Below are 14469 nucleotides of genomic sequence, written 5' to 3'. Positions count from 1 at the left end.
GGTGCGCGTCCTCGTCGTCCACGCCCACCCGGTCGAAACGAGCTACAATGCGGCGCTGAACGCCATCGTGCTGGAGGAGCTGGAAGCGGCCGGCCACGCGGTCGATCACCTCAGCCTATATGGCGAAGGCTTCGACGCCGTGTTGTCGCGCGAGGAGCGGCTGCTCTACCACGACGTGCCGGACAACCTGACACCCGCGATCCGCTCCTATGTCGAGCGGGTGAAGGCGGCCGAGGCGATCGTCTTCGTCTATCCGGTCTGGAACTTCGGGCTGCCGGCGATCCTCAAGGGATTCTTCGACCGCGTCTTCGTGCCGGGCGTCGCCTTCGAGATGCGCGGCGGCACGCTGGTGCGCGTGCTGCCGCCCAAGAGGAAGATCGCGGTCGTCACGACCTATGGCGGCAAGCGCTCGCGCGCCTGGCTTGTCGGCGACCCGCCCCGCAAGGTCGCGACCCGCGTGTTCTGGACGGTCTTCCGTCCCGCGGGACCGGTTCGGTATCTCGCGCTCTACGACATGAACAACAACACCGAGCCGCAGCTCGAGGCGTTCAAGGACAAAGTTCGGCGGGCGATGGCGCGGTTCTGAGACCGCGCTCGGTAGGGCCGCGACGCGTGGAGCGGCCACACCCGATGGAGTGTGGCATAGCCCGACCGGTGCCGGGCGCGGGACGGCTGCATGGCCGTCCCAACGCGGCGAGTTTAGAAGACGCGCACGCCCGCGAAGGCGGTCGGATCGATGCCGAGCCGCTTGAGATCGGCGCCGCTCGGACGACGGCCCGATTCGATGGCGGCGGCGACGGACGCGGCGCTGCCGAAGGTCTCGGCGAAGCTGCGGATGCTGCGGCTGAGGCCCTGCGGGCTGATGGAACGGTTCGGCTGGCGGCTCATAACGATATCCCTCGTGCTGTTGCTATGGAATATGCGTTGTGCAGCGCAGCATGAGTAGACGGTGGTGGCGGGCAGCGGCCATGCGCTGAGCGCAGGCGTCCGGGCCCCCGCTGTTAAGGGTTCGGCAAGCCTGATCTGCATGCGGCATTTGCCTCAAAAGCGAAGCGACCGCGATCACACCGCCAGGTACTGGAGCCGCAGCTCCTTGTTGTCGATCACCTCGCGGGCCGCGCCGTCGAAGACGACCTCGCCCATGTCGAGGATCAGCGCCCGATCGGCGAGATGCAGCGCCGCGATGGCGTTCTGCTCGACGAGGATGGTGGTGATTCCGAGCGTCTTGATCTCCTCGAGAATGCGCTCGATCTCCTGCACGATCACCGGCGCGAGGCCTTCGTAGGGCTCGTCGAGGAGGAGCAGCTTGACCTCCCGGGCGAGCGCCCGGGCGACGGCCAGCATCTGCTGCTCGCCGCCGGACATCGTCACGCCCTCCTGCGTGCGGCGCTCGGCCAGACGCGGGAAATGCTGGTAGATCCGCTCGATCGACCAGCCGATCGGCGGGTTGATCTGGGCGAGCTTGAGGTTCTCCTCCACCGTCAGCCCGGGGATGATGCGACGATCCTCCGGCACCAGCTGCACGCCGCGCTGCGCCGCCTCGTGGCTCTTCATCTGGTGCAGCGGCGCCCCGTCGAGCCAGATCTCGCCGGCCTTCAGGTCGGGTGAGCCGGCGCGGGCAATGGTACGCAGCGTCGAGGTCTTGCCGGCCCCGTTGCGCCCGAGCAGCGCCAGGATCTCGCCTTCGCGGACGTCGAAGGAGACGCCCTGCACGATGTAGCTCTCGCCGTAATAGGCATGCAGGCCGCGCGCCGAGAAGAAGGCCGGCGCGTCCTCCTTCGCCGCCGGGCGGGCGGCGCCGGCTGCACGCGCGGGAGGATGCTTTGCCGTCGTCGTCGCCTGGCTCATAGGTGGGCACCTCCGAGATAGGCTTCCTGGACGCGCGGATCGTTCTTGATCTCGGCCGGCGTGCCCTCGGCGATCACGGTGCCCTGCGCCATCACCGACACCCGGTCGGCGAGCGAGAAGACCACGTGCATGTCGTGCTCGATGATCACCTTGGTGATGCCGCGGGCGGCAATCTTCTTCAGAAGGTCGATGGTGTTGTTGGTGTCGGCGCGCGACATTCCGGCCGTCGGCTCGTCGAGGAGCAGGAGCCGCGGATGCTGCACCAGGCACATCGCGAGCTCCAGCCGGCGCTTGTCGCCTCTAGACATCGAGCCGGCGTGATGGTCGCGCTGGTCCCAGAGGTTCAGGTCGTGGAGGATCTCCTCCGCCTCCGCCTCGACGTCGCGCCGGTCAGCAACCCGCCTCCACAAGCCGATGCGGAACGCGCCGTCCTTGCTGGCGAAGGCCGGCATCATGACGTTTTCCATCACCGACAGGTCCGGGAAGATCTCGGGCGTCTGGAAGACGCGCGCGACACCCGCTTGGTTGATCGCCTGCGGCTCGAGACCGAGCAGCGAGCGCCCGTCGAAATCGACCCGCCCCTCGTCCGGCTTGATCCGCCCGACAAGGCAGTTGAGCAGCGTCGACTTGCCGGCCCCGTTCGGCCCGATGATGGCGTGCACGCTGCCCTGCTTGATCGACAGGTTGACGTCGTTCAGCGCGCGCAGGCCGCCGAAGCGCTTGTTGACGCCGTGGATGGCGAGAAGACTCATGCTGCGAACCTCATTCGGCGGGAATGCGGCGGCCGACCTCGCGCGCCGCAGCCGAGCTGCCGGTGCGCTGGCGGCGGCTGGCGCCGGCGATGCGTCGTACGCCCTCCATGATGCCGCCCGGCAGGAAGATCACGATCGCCATGAACATCAGGCCGAGCGTCAGCTGCCAGCCCTCACCGACGAAGGGCGCGAAGATAGCCGTCACCACGTCGTCGGCCGCCCCCGGCAGGAAGTCGAAGGTGCGGTGCAGCAGCGCCTCGTTGAACGAGGAGAAGATCTGCTCGAGATACTTGATCAGCGCCGCTCCGATGACCGGGCCGAGCAGCGTGCCGACGCCGCCGAGGATCGTCATCAGCACCACCTCGCCCGACGCCGTCCACTGCATGCGGTCGGCGCCTGCGAGCGGATCGGTCGTCGCCAGCAGCGCCCCGGCAAGGCCGGCATACATGCCCGAGATGACGAAGGCGGTGAGCAGGTAGGGCTTGGCCGAGAAGCCGGTGAAGCCCATGCGCCGCTGGTTCGACTTGATCGCGAGCAGCGTCAGCCCGAACGCCGAATGACGGATGCGCATCGACACGTAGAAGGCGATCACCAGGAGCACGGCACAGAAATAGAAGCCCGACCAGCCCTGCAGCGCGATCCCGAAGAGGTCCGGTGGCTGCAGCCGCGAGGTGGTGACGAACAGCGCCCGGTCCAGGACGCGCGGGTCGCCGCCGGAGAGCTGCAGCCCCGTCTCGCCGTTGGTGATCGGAGTCAGCACCGAGTAGGCCAGATTGTAGGACATCTGAGCGAAGGCGAGCGTCAGGATCGAGAAGTAGATGCCGGAGCGCCTGAGACTCACGTAGCCGATGACGAGCGAGAAGATGCCGGCGACCGCGATGGCGAAGACGATCGCGAAGACCGCGTTGAGGCTGAACAGCTTGAAGGCCCAGACCGCGGCGTAGGACCCGGCGCCGAGGAAGGCGGCGTGGCCGAAGGACAGGTAGCCGGCGAAGCCGAACAGGATGTTGAAGCCGATCGCGAAGATCCCGAAGATGGCGAACTTCTGCAGGATGTCCGGATAGCCGGCGCCGATCGGGGCGAGCCAGATCGGCATCGTGAGGATGGCGAGCGCGAAGATCGCGAGCGTCAGGAGCTCGCGCTTCGGGCCCGGACGGGCGGTGACGGTGCTCATCGGCTCAGGCCTCCATCACGCCGCGCCGGCCCATCAGGCCACGCGGCAGCGCCAGGAGGATCACCACGGCGACGAGGTAGATGATGATCTGGTCGATCCCGGGGATGATCGCCTTCACCTGCGTCATCGAGGCGAAGGACTGCAGGATGCCGAGCAGGAATCCGGCGACCACCGCGCCGCCGAGCGAGCCCATGCCGCCGACCACCACCACCACGAAGGAGAGCACCAGGAAATCCATGCCGAGATGGTAGTTGGGCGACAGGATCGGGGTGTACATCGATCCCGCGAGCCCGGCGACGACGGCCGCGATGCCGAACACCACGGTGAAGCGCCGGCCGATGTTGATGCCGAGAAGGCCGACGGTCTCGCGGTCCGCCATGCCGGCCCGCACGACCATGCCGAAGGTCGTGAGCTGCAGGAACGCGAAGACCGCGCCGATCACGCCCAGCGAGAAGACGAAGTAGATCATGCGCCACAAGGGGTAGGAGATGCCGTGCAGGCCGACGAGGCTGCCGATGTCGGCGCTGCCGGACAGGGCTGCGGGGGCGGCGAGCGGGATCGGGTTGGCGCCGAAGAAGCTCTTGACGATCTCCTGCAGGACGATCGCCAGGCCGAAGGTGACGAGGATCTGCTCGGCGTGGCTGCGCTTGTAGAAGAAGCGGATCAGGCCGCGCTCCATCGCGACTCCGACGAGCAGCATCACGGGCACGGTCAGGAGCAGCGACAGCGGCACCGCCCAGTCGACGATCGACTTGCCGGTCTCGCCCCACCAGATCTCGAGGTACGGGACCTCCTTGTAGGCCTCGAAGAAGGTGACGCTCTCGTCGCGCACCCGCTCGGAGATGGTCAGGAGCTTGGCGAAGCTGACCGAGCAGAAGGCCCCGAGCATGAACAGCGCGCCGTGCGCGAAGTTGACGACACCGAGGGTGCCGAAGATGAGCGTCAGGCCGAGCGCGATCAGCGCATAGGCCCCGCCTTTGTCCAGCCCGTTCAAGACCTGCAGTATCAACGCGTCCATTCAAACTCCGCCGCAATATGGAAACTGCGGAAAAACCTGCCGCTCCGCCGGCCTCGTCCGACGGAGCGGCTGTGTGTGGCGATCAGGCCGCGCAGCCCTTGACCTCGGCGGGGCCGAGCTCGCCGCCGAAGATCGACGCGTCGTAGGTGACGGTGTCGCGCGGGACGATCTTGACCACTTCCATGAGGTCGAACTGGTTGGCCGGCTCCTCCTTGCCGCGCACGACCAGCACGTCCTTGAAGCACTGGTGGTCGGCGCCGCGATAGAGCGTCGGCCCGTTGCCGAGACCGTCGAACTCGAAGTCCTCCAGCGCCTTGATCACCTCCGGCGGATAGAAGGTGCCGGCCATCTCCACCGCGTTGGCGTAGAGCAGCGTCTGCGCGTAGCAGGTGTGGGCGGCCTGCGACGGCGGCCGGCCATACTCGGTGCCGAACGACTTGGCGAAGGCCTTGGTCGCGGCGTTGTCGAGCTTCCAGTCCCAGTTGGCGGTGCCGAGGATGCCCTTGGCCGCCGCACCGGCGCCTTCGGCCATCAGCTCGGAGAACAGCGGCACCACGATCTCGAAGTTCTTGCCGTTCACCTGCTTGGACTTCATGTCGAACTGGGTGACCGCCTGGCGCAGCGAGTTCACCATGTCGCCGCCGTAGTGGTTGAGGATCAGGACGTCGGCGCCCGAGTTCAGGACCGGCGTCAGATACTGGGAGAAGTCGCCGGCGCCGAGCGGGGTGCGCACGGTCTGCACCGTCTGCCAGCCCTGCGCCTCGGTGGCGTTCTTCATCGACTCCTCCTGGGTCCAGCCCCAGGTGTAGTCGGCGGTGAGGTGATAGGCCTTGCGGTCCTTGCCGTACTCCTCGGCGAGCACCGGGCCGAGCGCGACGCCCGACATGTAGGCGTTGAAGAAGTGGCGGAAGCCGTAGCGCCGCTTGTCCTTGCCGGTCGTGTCGTTCGAGTGGGTCAGGCCGGTCATGAAGATCACGCCCATGTCCTGGCACAGCGACTGCACCGCGACGGCGACACCGGACGACGAACCGCCCGAGATCATGATCGCCTTGTCGGCCTCGACCATGCGCTTGGCCGAGGCGCGCGCGGCGTCGGACTTGGTCTGCGTGTCGCCGGTGACGAAGGCGACCTTCTTGCCGAGGATGCCGTTGCCCTTCAGGCTCGACGGCTTGAAGGTCGGGATCATGCCGCCGTCGCCCTCGCCGTTGAGGTGCTTCACGGCCAGCTGGAAGGCGCGCAACTCGTCGGCGCCCTCGTCAGCGTACGGCCCCGATTGCGGCACGTTGAAGCCGAGCGTGACGGTGCCGCCGGTTGGGTTGTTGCAGAAGACCTTGTCCTGCGACCACGCGTTGCGAACGAAGACGTGGGGCGCGGCGAGCCCGGCGCCGAGCGCCGCGCTGGTGGTCAAGAAGCGTCGGCGGCTCCACTCGAGTTTGATCGACATGCTGTTCCTCCCAGACCGTTGCGATCAGTTTTTCAGCGACCGACCAGGTGCTCTTGCTCTGACACCCGTGACTCGTCGCCTCCTCCGTCTGTCATTCCTCCACGTCAAACCCCCGATTATCCAGTACGACTTTGGGATAATGCTGAAAATCGCCGCTCTATGTTGCGCAGCAACATGATTCTGCACGGTCTGTACTGCACCGCAGCGCCTGCCCGTTGAACGGGCCATCACATCTTCAGGAGCATGCAAACTCCCGCTGGGTATTCGGGGAACCATGACTCGGCCTGTGGCGCTGTCGCCGCGAGCGTGCCGCGTCGCGCGGGCGCCTGACCCAGGAGAGACTCATGCAGCGTCGTCACATTCTCGCCAGCCTCGCGGCAGCCACCACCGCCCTCGTCGTCGCGCCTGCCCTTGCCCAGTCGGGCTCGGGCGACGCGATGGCGATGAACGACACCGCCACCAAGTGGATGAACGACACCGCGATGGTCGGATCGCTGTCGCTCGCCATGAGCCGCATCGCGCTCGAGAAGGCGAGCGACGGCATGGTCAAGCAGTTCGCCACCTTCGAGACGAGCGAGCAGGAGACGATCGCCGACGTCCTGATGTCGATGCAGATGGATCCTTCGAAGGCGCAAGGCGCCCTGAAGAAGCCGACCGACGCAGAAGTCGAGCCCAAGATCGACCAAACCGGAAAGGACATGCTGGACAAGCTGCGCGGCATGTCCGGCGCCGACTTCGACAAGCAGTACGTCATGGGTCAGCTCGACGGCCACAAGAAGCTGCTGACCATCCAGGAGGACTACCTCAAGGTCGGCCAGAACCGCGAGCCGCTGGATGTCGCCAAGCTGGCGCGAGCCACTGTGCGCGAGCACATCACCCTGCTCGAGGGTCTGCAGTCGAAGATGGGCTGACCGGCGGCCTCGCCCGCCAACGTCAGACGTTCGACCCGCATCGTCCGTCCCTGCCGCCGCTGCCCGACGCAGCGGCGGTCGCGAAGCCTTCGGAAGCGTCTTCTCGTACGATCAAGGGGAACGGCGGCTTCTTTCGCGTTCCATGACATCCTCCCTTCGATGACCCCCAGCTGTTGTCGCACTGCTCGACGGCGACCTGACACACGGCTGTCATCGTCCCCGTCGTAGCGAACGGTCCTACCGAAGCATCAGCGCCGCCTCGCATCCGCACAGGATTTCGGGCGTGCGCCGGCTATCACCACGGGGGCGACCAGGATGACCGCAGGCAGGACCGGACCCCTTCTTTCGCAGCTGTCCCGTCGCTCGATCCTGAAAGGCGGCGCCGGCCTTGCGGCGAGTGCTGCCGCCGGATCGCTCTGGATGCCGCGCCCGGCGCGGGCCGCCCCGAAGAAGGGCGGCGACTTCAAGCTCGGGATCGCCTCGGGATCGACCACCGACTCGCTCGACCCCGGCACCTATGCCGACAACTACATGCAGTCGGTCGGCCACGCGCTGCACAACTTCCTGACCGAGGTCACCAACACGGGCGAGCTCCAGGGCGAGCTCGCCGAGAGCTGGGAGGCCTCCCCGGACGCCAGGACCTGGACCTTCAAGATCCGCAAGGGCGTCGAATTCCACGACGGCAAGAGCCTGACACCGGCCGACGTCGTCGCCTCGATGGAGCATCATCGGGGCGAGGGCTCGACCTCGGCCGCCACGTCGCTCCTCGACCCGGTGACCGAGGTCAAGGCCGATGGCGACGTCGTCGTCTTCACCCTCGCCGCCGGCAATGCCGACTTCCCCTACCTCGTCTCGGACTACCACCTCGCGATCCTGCCGGCGAGCGACGGCAAGGTCGACCCGACGAGCGGCGTCGGCTGCGGCGCCTACAAACTGAAGAGCTTCGAGCCCGGCGTTCGCACGCTGGTGGAGAAGAACGGCAGCTACTGGAAGAGCGACCGGGGCTGGTTCGACACGGTCGAGTTCCTGGTCATCGCCGACGTCGTGGCGCGCACCAATGCGATGGCCACCGGCGAGATCCACGCCATGAACCGCATCGACCTGAAGACGGTCAGCCTCCTCGAGCGCAACAAGGCGCTCGAGATCTACAGCGTCAACGGCGGCCAGCACTACACCTTGCCGATGAACACGCAGGCGGCGCCCTTCGACGACAAGAATGTCCGCATGGCGCTCAAATATGCCATCGATCGGCAGGTGATGCTGGACACGCTGCTGCGCGGCTACGGCGAGATCGGCAACGACCAGCCGGTCACCGCCGGCTACAAGTTCTTCAATGCCGAGCTGCCGCAGCGCGGCTACGATCCGGACAAGGCGAAGTTCCACCTCAGGCAGGCGGGCCTGGACTCGCTGAAGGTCGATCTGTCGGCCTCAGACGCGGCCTTCGCCGGCGCGGTCGACGCCGCTGTCCTCTTCAAGGAGCAGGCGGCCAAGGCCGGCATCGAGGTCAACGTCGTGCGCGAGCCGGCCGACGGCTACTGGGACTCTGTCTGGCTGAAGAAGCCCTTCTGCATGTCCTACTGGGGCGGCAAGCCGACCGCCGACTGGGCACTGACCATCGGCTACGCCAAGGACGCAGCCTGGAACGACACCCACTGGGACAACGAGCGGTTCAACACGCTGCTCGTCGCCGCCCGGGCCGAGCTTGATGAGGCCAGGCGCACGGAAATGTACGCCGAGATGCAGACCCTCCTCAACGAGGACGGCGGCGTCATCCTGCCGGTCTTTGCCAACTACAACGGCGCGATCTCGACCAGGATCGGCCACGACACGCTCGCCTCGAACTGGGATCTCGACGGCCTGCGCGCGGCCGAGCGCTGGTGGTTCGCGAGCTGATCCGGCGGCCGGCGCGCCCGATGGGCCCGCTCGCGGGACTGGTGGCCCGGCGCCTCGCGCTCGGCCTCCTCACCCTCTTCGTCGTCTCGGTGATCATCTTCCTCGGCGTGTCGCTGCTGCCGGGAGACGTCGCGACCGAGCTCCTCGGCCAGTCCGCGACCCCGGCGACGGTGGCGGCGCTGCGCCACTCCCTCGGCCTCGACCAGCCGCTGGTCGCACGCTACGGCCTGTGGCTCGGCGGCATCCTGCAGGGCGACTTCGGCACCTCGCTCGCCAACGGGCGGCCGATCGGGCACCTCGTGGCGGCCCGCTTCGGCAACACGATCTTCCTCGCCAGCGTCGCCGCGCTGATCTCGGTGCCGCTGTCGGTCGGGCTCGGGCTTCTGGCCGCGCTCTACCGCGGCAGCCTCTTGGACCGGACGATCAACGCGCTCACCCTCGTCTCGATCTCCTTTCCGGAGTTCTTCCTCGCCTACATCCTGATCGTCATCCTTTCGATGCAGGCGGGTCTCCTGCCGAGCCTCGCGACGCTGAACGAGGGGATGGGGCTCGCCGAGCAGCTCCACCGGATCGCCCTGCCCGCGCTGACGCTGACCCTCGTCGTGATCGCGCACATGATGCGGATGACGCGCGCCTCCATCCTCGGCGTCCTCGCCAGCCCCTTCATCGAGATGGCGCGGCTGAAGGGCGCCTCGCCGGCGCGGGTGATCGTCCGGCATGCGCTGCCGAACGCCTGGTCGCCGATCATCAACGTGATCGTGCTCAACCTCGCCTATCTCGTCGTAGGGGTCGTGGTGGTCGAGGTCGTCTTCGTCTATCCCGGTCTCGGGCAGCTGATGGTCGACAGCGTGCAGAAGCGCGACATCCCGGTCGTTCAAGCGTGCAGCCTGCTCTTCGCCGCGACCTTCGTCGGGCTCAATCTCACCGCCGACCTCTTGTCGATGCTCGCCAATCCGCGGCTGAGGCACGCCCGGTGAGTCCCGGCGCCGACACTCGCACCGAAAAGCTGGTCGCCGCTCCCCGCGATGGTGCGGCGGCCGGCGACGCCCTTCGGGGGCGCGGCCTCGCCCTGGTGCGCGAGGCGCCGCTGAGCGCCAAGGCGGGACTGGCGTTCATCGTCCTTTACGGCCTTGTCGCCCTCACCGCCCCGCTGATCGCGCCCTTCGGCGAGTCGCAGATCGTCGCCGCACAATTCGAGCCCTGGGGTTATCCCTATCTCCTCGGCACCGACAATCTCGGCCGCGACATGCTCACCCGGCTGATCTATGGCGCCCGCAACACCATCGGCATCGCCGCCGCGACGACCGCCATCGCCTTCCTCGTCGGCGGCACGGCAGGCCTGCTCGCCGCAGCGGTCGGCGGCTTCCTCGACCAGGCGATGTCGCGCGTCGTCGACGTCCTGATGGCGATCCCGCAGCTCGTCTTCGCGCTGCTGCTCCTCGCCATCTTCGGCACCTCGATCCCCGTCCTGATCGCCGTCATCGCCCTGCTCGACTGCACCCGCGTCTTCCGCATCGCGCGGTCGGTCGCGATGAACGTCGCGGCGATGGATTTCGTCGAGGTGGCGCGGCTGCGCGGCGAAGGGCTCCTGTGGATCCTGCGTCGGGAGATCCTGCCCGCCGTCGCGCCGACGCTGCTTGCCGAATTCGGCCTGCGCTTCTGCTTCGTCTTCCTGTTCATCTCCTCGCTCAGCTTCCTCGGCCTCGGCCTGCAGCCGCCGACCGCCGACTGGGGCTCGATGGTGCGCGACAACGCCACGTTGATCACCTACGGCGACCTCACGCCCCTGCTGCCGGCGGCCGCGATCGCGATCCTGACGGTGGCGATCAACTTCGTGGTCGATCACATCCTGCACGTCGCCGGCAGCCGCCATGCCCGCTAAGAGCGCCACACCGCCGCTCCTGAGGATGCGGGGCCTGCAGATCGAGGCCGGCGGCGCGGCGATCCTGCATCGGCTCGACCTGACGCTCGCGCGCGGGGAGATCCTCGGCCTCATCGGCGAGTCCGGCGCCGGCAAGTCCACCGCCGGCCTCGCGGCCCTCGGCTATGCCCGGCCGGGAACCCGCATCGCCGCAGGGCGGGTCGAGCTCGACGGCGAGGACATCCTGGCGCTCCCCGAGGCGGCGCGGCGCCGATTGCGCGGTGCGCGGCTCGCCTATGTGGCGCAGAGCGCCGCCGCCGCCTTCAACCCGGCGCACCGTCTGATCGACCAGCATGCGGAGCTCGCGGTGATCCACGGCCGCGATCCCCAATCCGCCCGCCAGGATGCCGTTGCCCTCTACGCCCGGCTTGGCCTGCCCGACCCCGGGCGGTTCGGCGAGCGCTCTCCGCACCAGGTGTCCGGCGGCCAGCTGCAGCGTGCGATGCTGGCGATGGCGATGGCCTGCCGCCCGGACGTCGTCGTCTTCGACGAGCCGACGACCGCGCTCGACGTGACGACGCAGCTCGAGGTCCTGATAGCCATCCGCGACGTGGTCAAGGCGGCCGGAAACGCCGCGATCTACATCTCCCACGATCTCGCGGTGGTCGCCCAGCTCGCCGACCGGATCATGGTGCTACGGCACGGGCGGCTGGTCGAGGAAGGGCCGACGGCCGCGCTGCTGTCGCGGCCGCGCGAGGACTACACGCGCCAGCTCATCGCCCCTCGCCGCCTGCAGAAGCCCGCTGCGGCAGGCGGCGGCGCGGTTCTTGCCGTTTCGGGGGTCTCGGTCAGCTACGGGACGACACGCGCGCTCGACAACGTGTCGCTGTCGTTGCCGCGCGGCACGACACTGGCGGTCGTCGGGGAATCCGGCTCCGGCAAGAGCACCCTCGCCCGCGTCGTCACGGGCCTTCGCGCGCCCGACGCCGGGACGGTCGAATTCGACGGCCGCGCCCTTCCTCCGACGCTGCGCCGACGGAGCGTCGACACGCTGCGCCGCCTGCAGATGATCTACCAGAGCCCGGACAGCGCCCTGAACCCGCACCAGACCGTCGCCGAAGCGATCGGGCGGCCGCTGCAGGTCTATGTCGGTCTGAAGGGCAAGGCGCAGCGGGCGCGTGCCGTCGAGCTGATGCGGCGGATCGAGCTCGACGAAGGCCTGCTCGACCGCTTGCCCGGCCAACTCTCGGGCGGGCAGAAGCAGCGGGTCTGCATCGCCCGCGCCCTCGCCGCCGAACCCGACTTTCTCGTATGCGACGAGATCACGTCGGCGCTCGACCCGCTGGTCGCTGGAAGCGTCCTCGAGCTCCTGCTGCGCCTGCAGCGCGAGCTTGGCCTGTCACTGCTCTTCATCACACACGACATCGCCACCGTCGGAGCGATCGCCGACGCCGTCGTCGTGATGCATCGCGGGCGCATCGTGGAGCGCGGCACCCGGGACGACGTCCTGTCGCGGCCGCAGGAGGCTTATACGAAAGCGCTCCTCGCGGCAGTGCCGCAGATGGCGCCCACCTGGCTCGACAGCGTCCTCGCCGGGCGCAACGGGGGCCCCGCCCCTCCCGTCTGATCGTCGGATATGCAAGGCGGCTGCATCGGGCAGGCGCGCGCGCGGCGGCGTTCAGGCCCGCAGCGGCACCGGATGGGACTGGCGCGGCAGGTGGTCGACCGGCTGGCGCTGGGCGAACGCGGCAAGCAGCCGCGTCGTCGTCGTCGCGTCGGCCGGGCGGGCGTAGTGGTACCCCTGCCCGAGCTGGCAACCGAGATCGCGCAGCCGCTGTGCCTGCGCCTCGCACTCGATCCCCTCCGCGACGATGCGCATGTCGAGCTTGCGGCCGATGTCGATCATGCTCTCCACGATTGCGGCGGACGGACGATCGGTGAGCAGCCTGTCGACGAAGCTGCGGTCGATCTTCAGGACGTCGACCGGAAAGGTCAGGAGGTGGGTGAGCGAGGCGAAGCCGGTGCCGAAATCGTCGAGCGCGATCAGCATCCCCTGCTCGCGCAGCTCCTTGATGGCACGCAGCACGTCCGCGCTCGTCCCGTCCATGAAAACGGCCTCGGTGACCTCGAGCACGATGTGGCGGAGCGGAACGTCGAGGGCGCCGAAGGCGCTGCGGATCGAGCTCCCGAGATCGCCGCGCATGAAGTCCACCGGCGAGACGTTGATTCCGACGCGCTGCATGGGAATGCCGGCATCCAGCCAGCGCCGCACGTCTTGCGCCACCTGCGTCAGCATCCGGCGGGTCAGGCGGTGGGCGATGTTGGGATCGGTGAAGGCCGCCTGAAACTCGCCTGCCGCCAGTATCGCGCCTTCGGCGTCGCGCAGGCGGACGAGCGCTTCGGTGCCGATGATCTCGCCGCTGTCGAGCCGCACCAAGGGCTGGTAGTGCATGACCGTGCGGCCCTCGCGCAGCGCCGAATCAACGCTGCGGATCGAGGTGATGCGGTGCGTGAGCGCGGTGCGCAGGTCATGGCGGAACGGCACGTAGCCGCCCCTGCGGGTCGCCTTGGCGTGATACAGCGCGAAGTCGGCGTTCTGCCGCAGAACTCCCGCATCGTCGCCGTCCTCGCCGGACACGACGCCGCCGATCGTCACCTGCGGAACGATCATCGAGCCATCGCACTCGAAGGGTGCCTTCATCCGGCTGAGGATGGCCGCCGCGGCCACCTGCAGCCACTGATGGTCGGGACAGGGATCGATGAACACGGCGAACTCGTCGCCGCTGAGCCTGAACGCGGCCTGCGCGAGCTCGACCTGGGCGAGCCGGTTCGCCACCTCGTTGATGAAGCGGTCGCCGACGACGTGGCCCATCGTGTCGTTGATCGCCTTGAGATGGTCGATGTCGACCAGCAGCAGTCCGAAAGACGGATCGGCCAGAGACAGCCGCTCGGCAATCGTCCGGTCGAAGGACCGGCGGTTCGGCAGATCGGTCAGCTGGTCGAAGAAGGCCAGGCGGTGATGGCGTGCCTGGACCCGCTCATGCTCGATGCCGATGCCGCACAGCTGCGCGCAGGTGCGCACGATGCTGCGCTCGAATGCAGTGGGGCTTCGCCGGGCCCGGTAATAGAAGGCGAAGGTCGCGATGACGCCGCCGTCCTTGCCGAAGATCGGCGTGGACCAGCAGGCGAAAATGCCGACGGGGAGCGCCAGCTGCTTGTAGTCCGCCCAGAGCGGATCCGCTTCGATGTCGACGACGGCAACCTCGGCGCGCCGGAACGCAGCGGTGCCACAGGAGCCGGCCGTCGGTCCGATCGGGCTGCCCTGGATCGCCGCCGTCATGTGCTTGGGCAGGCTCGGCCCGGCCAGCGGCTGCAGGCGTCCGTTCTCGACGAGGAGGATGCTGCAGAGGGCGTCGGGGACCATCTCCTCGACGCGCCGGCACAAGATGTCGGCGGCTCGGGCAAAGGGCACGCCGGTGGCGATCGCCTCCAGAATCTCGTTCTGAAGGCTCAGCAAGGTGGTCTTCGGCTCCGTCTCCACGCGATCCCCCGCCCTTTCACTCACTGA

At 68.0% G+C, this 14469-nt stretch carries 13 protein-coding genes; 6 read left to right on the top strand and 7 right to left on the bottom strand.

What is annotated here, in order from left to right; genetic code table 11:
- Window position 1: 1 nt before the first annotated feature.
- Window positions 2-586 (top strand): NAD(P)H-dependent oxidoreductase, encoded by a 585-nt coding sequence (locus NPA30_RS17690; RefSeq protein ID WP_256804103.1) that lies wholly within the window; start codon window positions 2-4, stop codon window positions 584-586.
- Between the two features lie 113 nt (window positions 587-699).
- On the opposite strand, the gene NPA30_RS17685 is transcribed toward NPA30_RS17690, so the two are convergent.
- The 6 genes from NPA30_RS17685 to NPA30_RS17660 form a co-directional block, all read right to left on the bottom strand.
- On the bottom strand, window positions 700-888 hold the full coding sequence (locus NPA30_RS17685; protein ID WP_256804102.1) for a hypothetical protein: 189 nt from the start codon (window positions 886-888) through the stop codon (window positions 700-702).
- A 174-nt stretch (window positions 889-1062) separates the two neighbouring features.
- On the bottom strand, window positions 1063-1848 hold the full coding sequence (locus NPA30_RS17680) for an ABC transporter ATP-binding protein (protein WP_256804101.1): 786 nt from the start codon (window positions 1846-1848) through the stop codon (window positions 1063-1065).
- On the bottom strand, window positions 1845-2600 hold the full coding sequence (locus tag NPA30_RS17675; RefSeq protein ID WP_256804100.1) for an ABC transporter ATP-binding protein: 756 nt from the start codon (window positions 2598-2600) through the stop codon (window positions 1845-1847). The genes NPA30_RS17680 and NPA30_RS17675 overlap by 4 nt, the downstream gene beginning before the upstream one ends.
- 10 nt (window positions 2601-2610) lie before the next feature.
- Window positions 2611-3774 carry a branched-chain amino acid ABC transporter permease gene (locus tag NPA30_RS17670; RefSeq protein WP_306228984.1) on the bottom strand — a complete coding sequence of 388 codons (1164 nt, stop codon included), beginning with the start codon at window positions 3772-3774 and terminating at the stop codon, window positions 2611-2613.
- Window positions 3775-3778: 4 nt separating this feature from the next.
- On the bottom strand, window positions 3779-4792 hold the full coding sequence (locus NPA30_RS17665) for a branched-chain amino acid ABC transporter permease (protein ID WP_256804099.1): 1014 nt from the start codon (window positions 4790-4792) through the stop codon (window positions 3779-3781).
- Between the two features lie 82 nt (window positions 4793-4874).
- Window positions 4875-6236 carry a substrate-binding protein gene (locus NPA30_RS17660; protein ID WP_256804098.1) on the bottom strand — a complete coding sequence of 454 codons (1362 nt, stop codon included), beginning with the start codon at window positions 6234-6236 and terminating at the stop codon, window positions 4875-4877.
- Between the two features lie 344 nt (window positions 6237-6580).
- Between NPA30_RS17660 and NPA30_RS17655 the strand changes: the two genes are divergently transcribed.
- From NPA30_RS17655 to NPA30_RS17635, 5 genes are all read left to right on the top strand, one after another.
- Window positions 6581-7147 (top strand): DUF4142 domain-containing protein, encoded by a 567-nt coding sequence (locus NPA30_RS17655; RefSeq protein WP_256804097.1) that lies wholly within the window; start codon window positions 6581-6583, stop codon window positions 7145-7147.
- 315 nt (window positions 7148-7462) lie between these two features.
- Window positions 7463-9040 (top strand): ABC transporter substrate-binding protein, encoded by a 1578-nt coding sequence (locus NPA30_RS17650; protein WP_256804096.1) that lies wholly within the window; start codon window positions 7463-7465, stop codon window positions 9038-9040.
- A gap of 20 nt (window positions 9041-9060) precedes the next feature.
- Window positions 9061-10017, top strand: coding sequence for an ABC transporter permease (locus NPA30_RS17645; protein ID WP_256804156.1), 957 nt, complete (start codon window positions 9061-9063; stop codon window positions 10015-10017).
- Window positions 10014-10922: an ABC transporter permease gene (locus NPA30_RS17640; protein ID WP_372338853.1), complete on the top strand. Its 909-nt coding sequence runs from the start codon at window positions 10014-10016 to the stop codon at window positions 10920-10922. The genes NPA30_RS17645 and NPA30_RS17640 overlap by 4 nt, the downstream gene beginning before the upstream one ends.
- Window positions 10912-12528: an ABC transporter ATP-binding protein gene (locus NPA30_RS17635; protein ID WP_256804095.1), complete on the top strand. Its 1617-nt coding sequence runs from the start codon at window positions 10912-10914 to the stop codon at window positions 12526-12528. Before NPA30_RS17640 ends, NPA30_RS17635 begins: the two co-directional genes overlap by 11 nt.
- 51 nt (window positions 12529-12579) lie before the next feature.
- On the opposite strand, the gene NPA30_RS17630 is transcribed toward NPA30_RS17635, so the two are convergent.
- Entirely contained in the window at window positions 12580-14418 is a 1839-nt protein-coding gene (locus NPA30_RS17630) for a bifunctional diguanylate cyclase/phosphodiesterase (protein WP_256804094.1), read from the bottom strand.
- Between the last annotated feature and the right edge of the window lie 51 nt (window positions 14419-14469).

Source organism: Mangrovibrevibacter kandeliae (assembly GCF_024519155.1).
GTDB lineage: Bacteria > Pseudomonadota > Alphaproteobacteria > Rhizobiales > Rhizobiaceae > Mangrovibrevibacter > Mangrovibrevibacter kandeliae.
Note: the sequence above shows the minus strand (reverse complement) of the source record. Positions and strands in the feature narration are given on the sequence as shown.

Excerpts from the sequence above, each read along its gene's own strand:
- NPA30_RS17675 (WP_256804100.1), bottom strand. The coding sequence starts at position 2,600 with ATGAGTCTTCTCGCCATCCACGGCGTCAACAAGCGCTTCGGCGGCCTG.
- NPA30_RS17665 (WP_256804099.1), bottom strand. The coding sequence starts at position 4,792 with ATGGACGCGTTGATACTGCAGGTCTTGAACGGGCTGGACAAAGGCGGG.
- NPA30_RS17685 (WP_256804102.1), bottom strand. The coding sequence starts at position 888 with ATGAGCCGCCAGCCGAACCGTTCCATCAGCCCGCAGGGCCTCAGCCGC.
- NPA30_RS17680 (WP_256804101.1), bottom strand. The coding sequence starts at position 1,848 with ATGAGCCAGGCGACGACGACGGCAAAGCATCCTCCCGCGCGTGCAGCC.
- NPA30_RS17655 (WP_256804097.1), top strand. The coding sequence starts at position 6,581 with ATGCAGCGTCGTCACATTCTCGCCAGCCTCGCGGCAGCCACCACCGCC.
- NPA30_RS17635 (WP_256804095.1), top strand. The coding sequence starts at position 10,912 with ATGCCCGCTAAGAGCGCCACACCGCCGCTCCTGAGGATGCGGGGCCTG.
- NPA30_RS17650 (WP_256804096.1), top strand. The coding sequence starts at position 7,463 with ATGACCGCAGGCAGGACCGGACCCCTTCTTTCGCAGCTGTCCCGTCGC.
- NPA30_RS17660 (WP_256804098.1), bottom strand. The coding sequence starts at position 6,236 with ATGTCGATCAAACTCGAGTGGAGCCGCCGACGCTTCTTGACCACCAGC.
- NPA30_RS17670 (WP_306228984.1), bottom strand. The coding sequence starts at position 3,774 with ATGAGCACCGTCACCGCCCGTCCGGGCCCGAAGCGCGAGCTCCTGACG.
- NPA30_RS17645 (WP_256804156.1), top strand. The coding sequence starts at position 9,061 with ATGGGCCCGCTCGCGGGACTGGTGGCCCGGCGCCTCGCGCTCGGCCTC.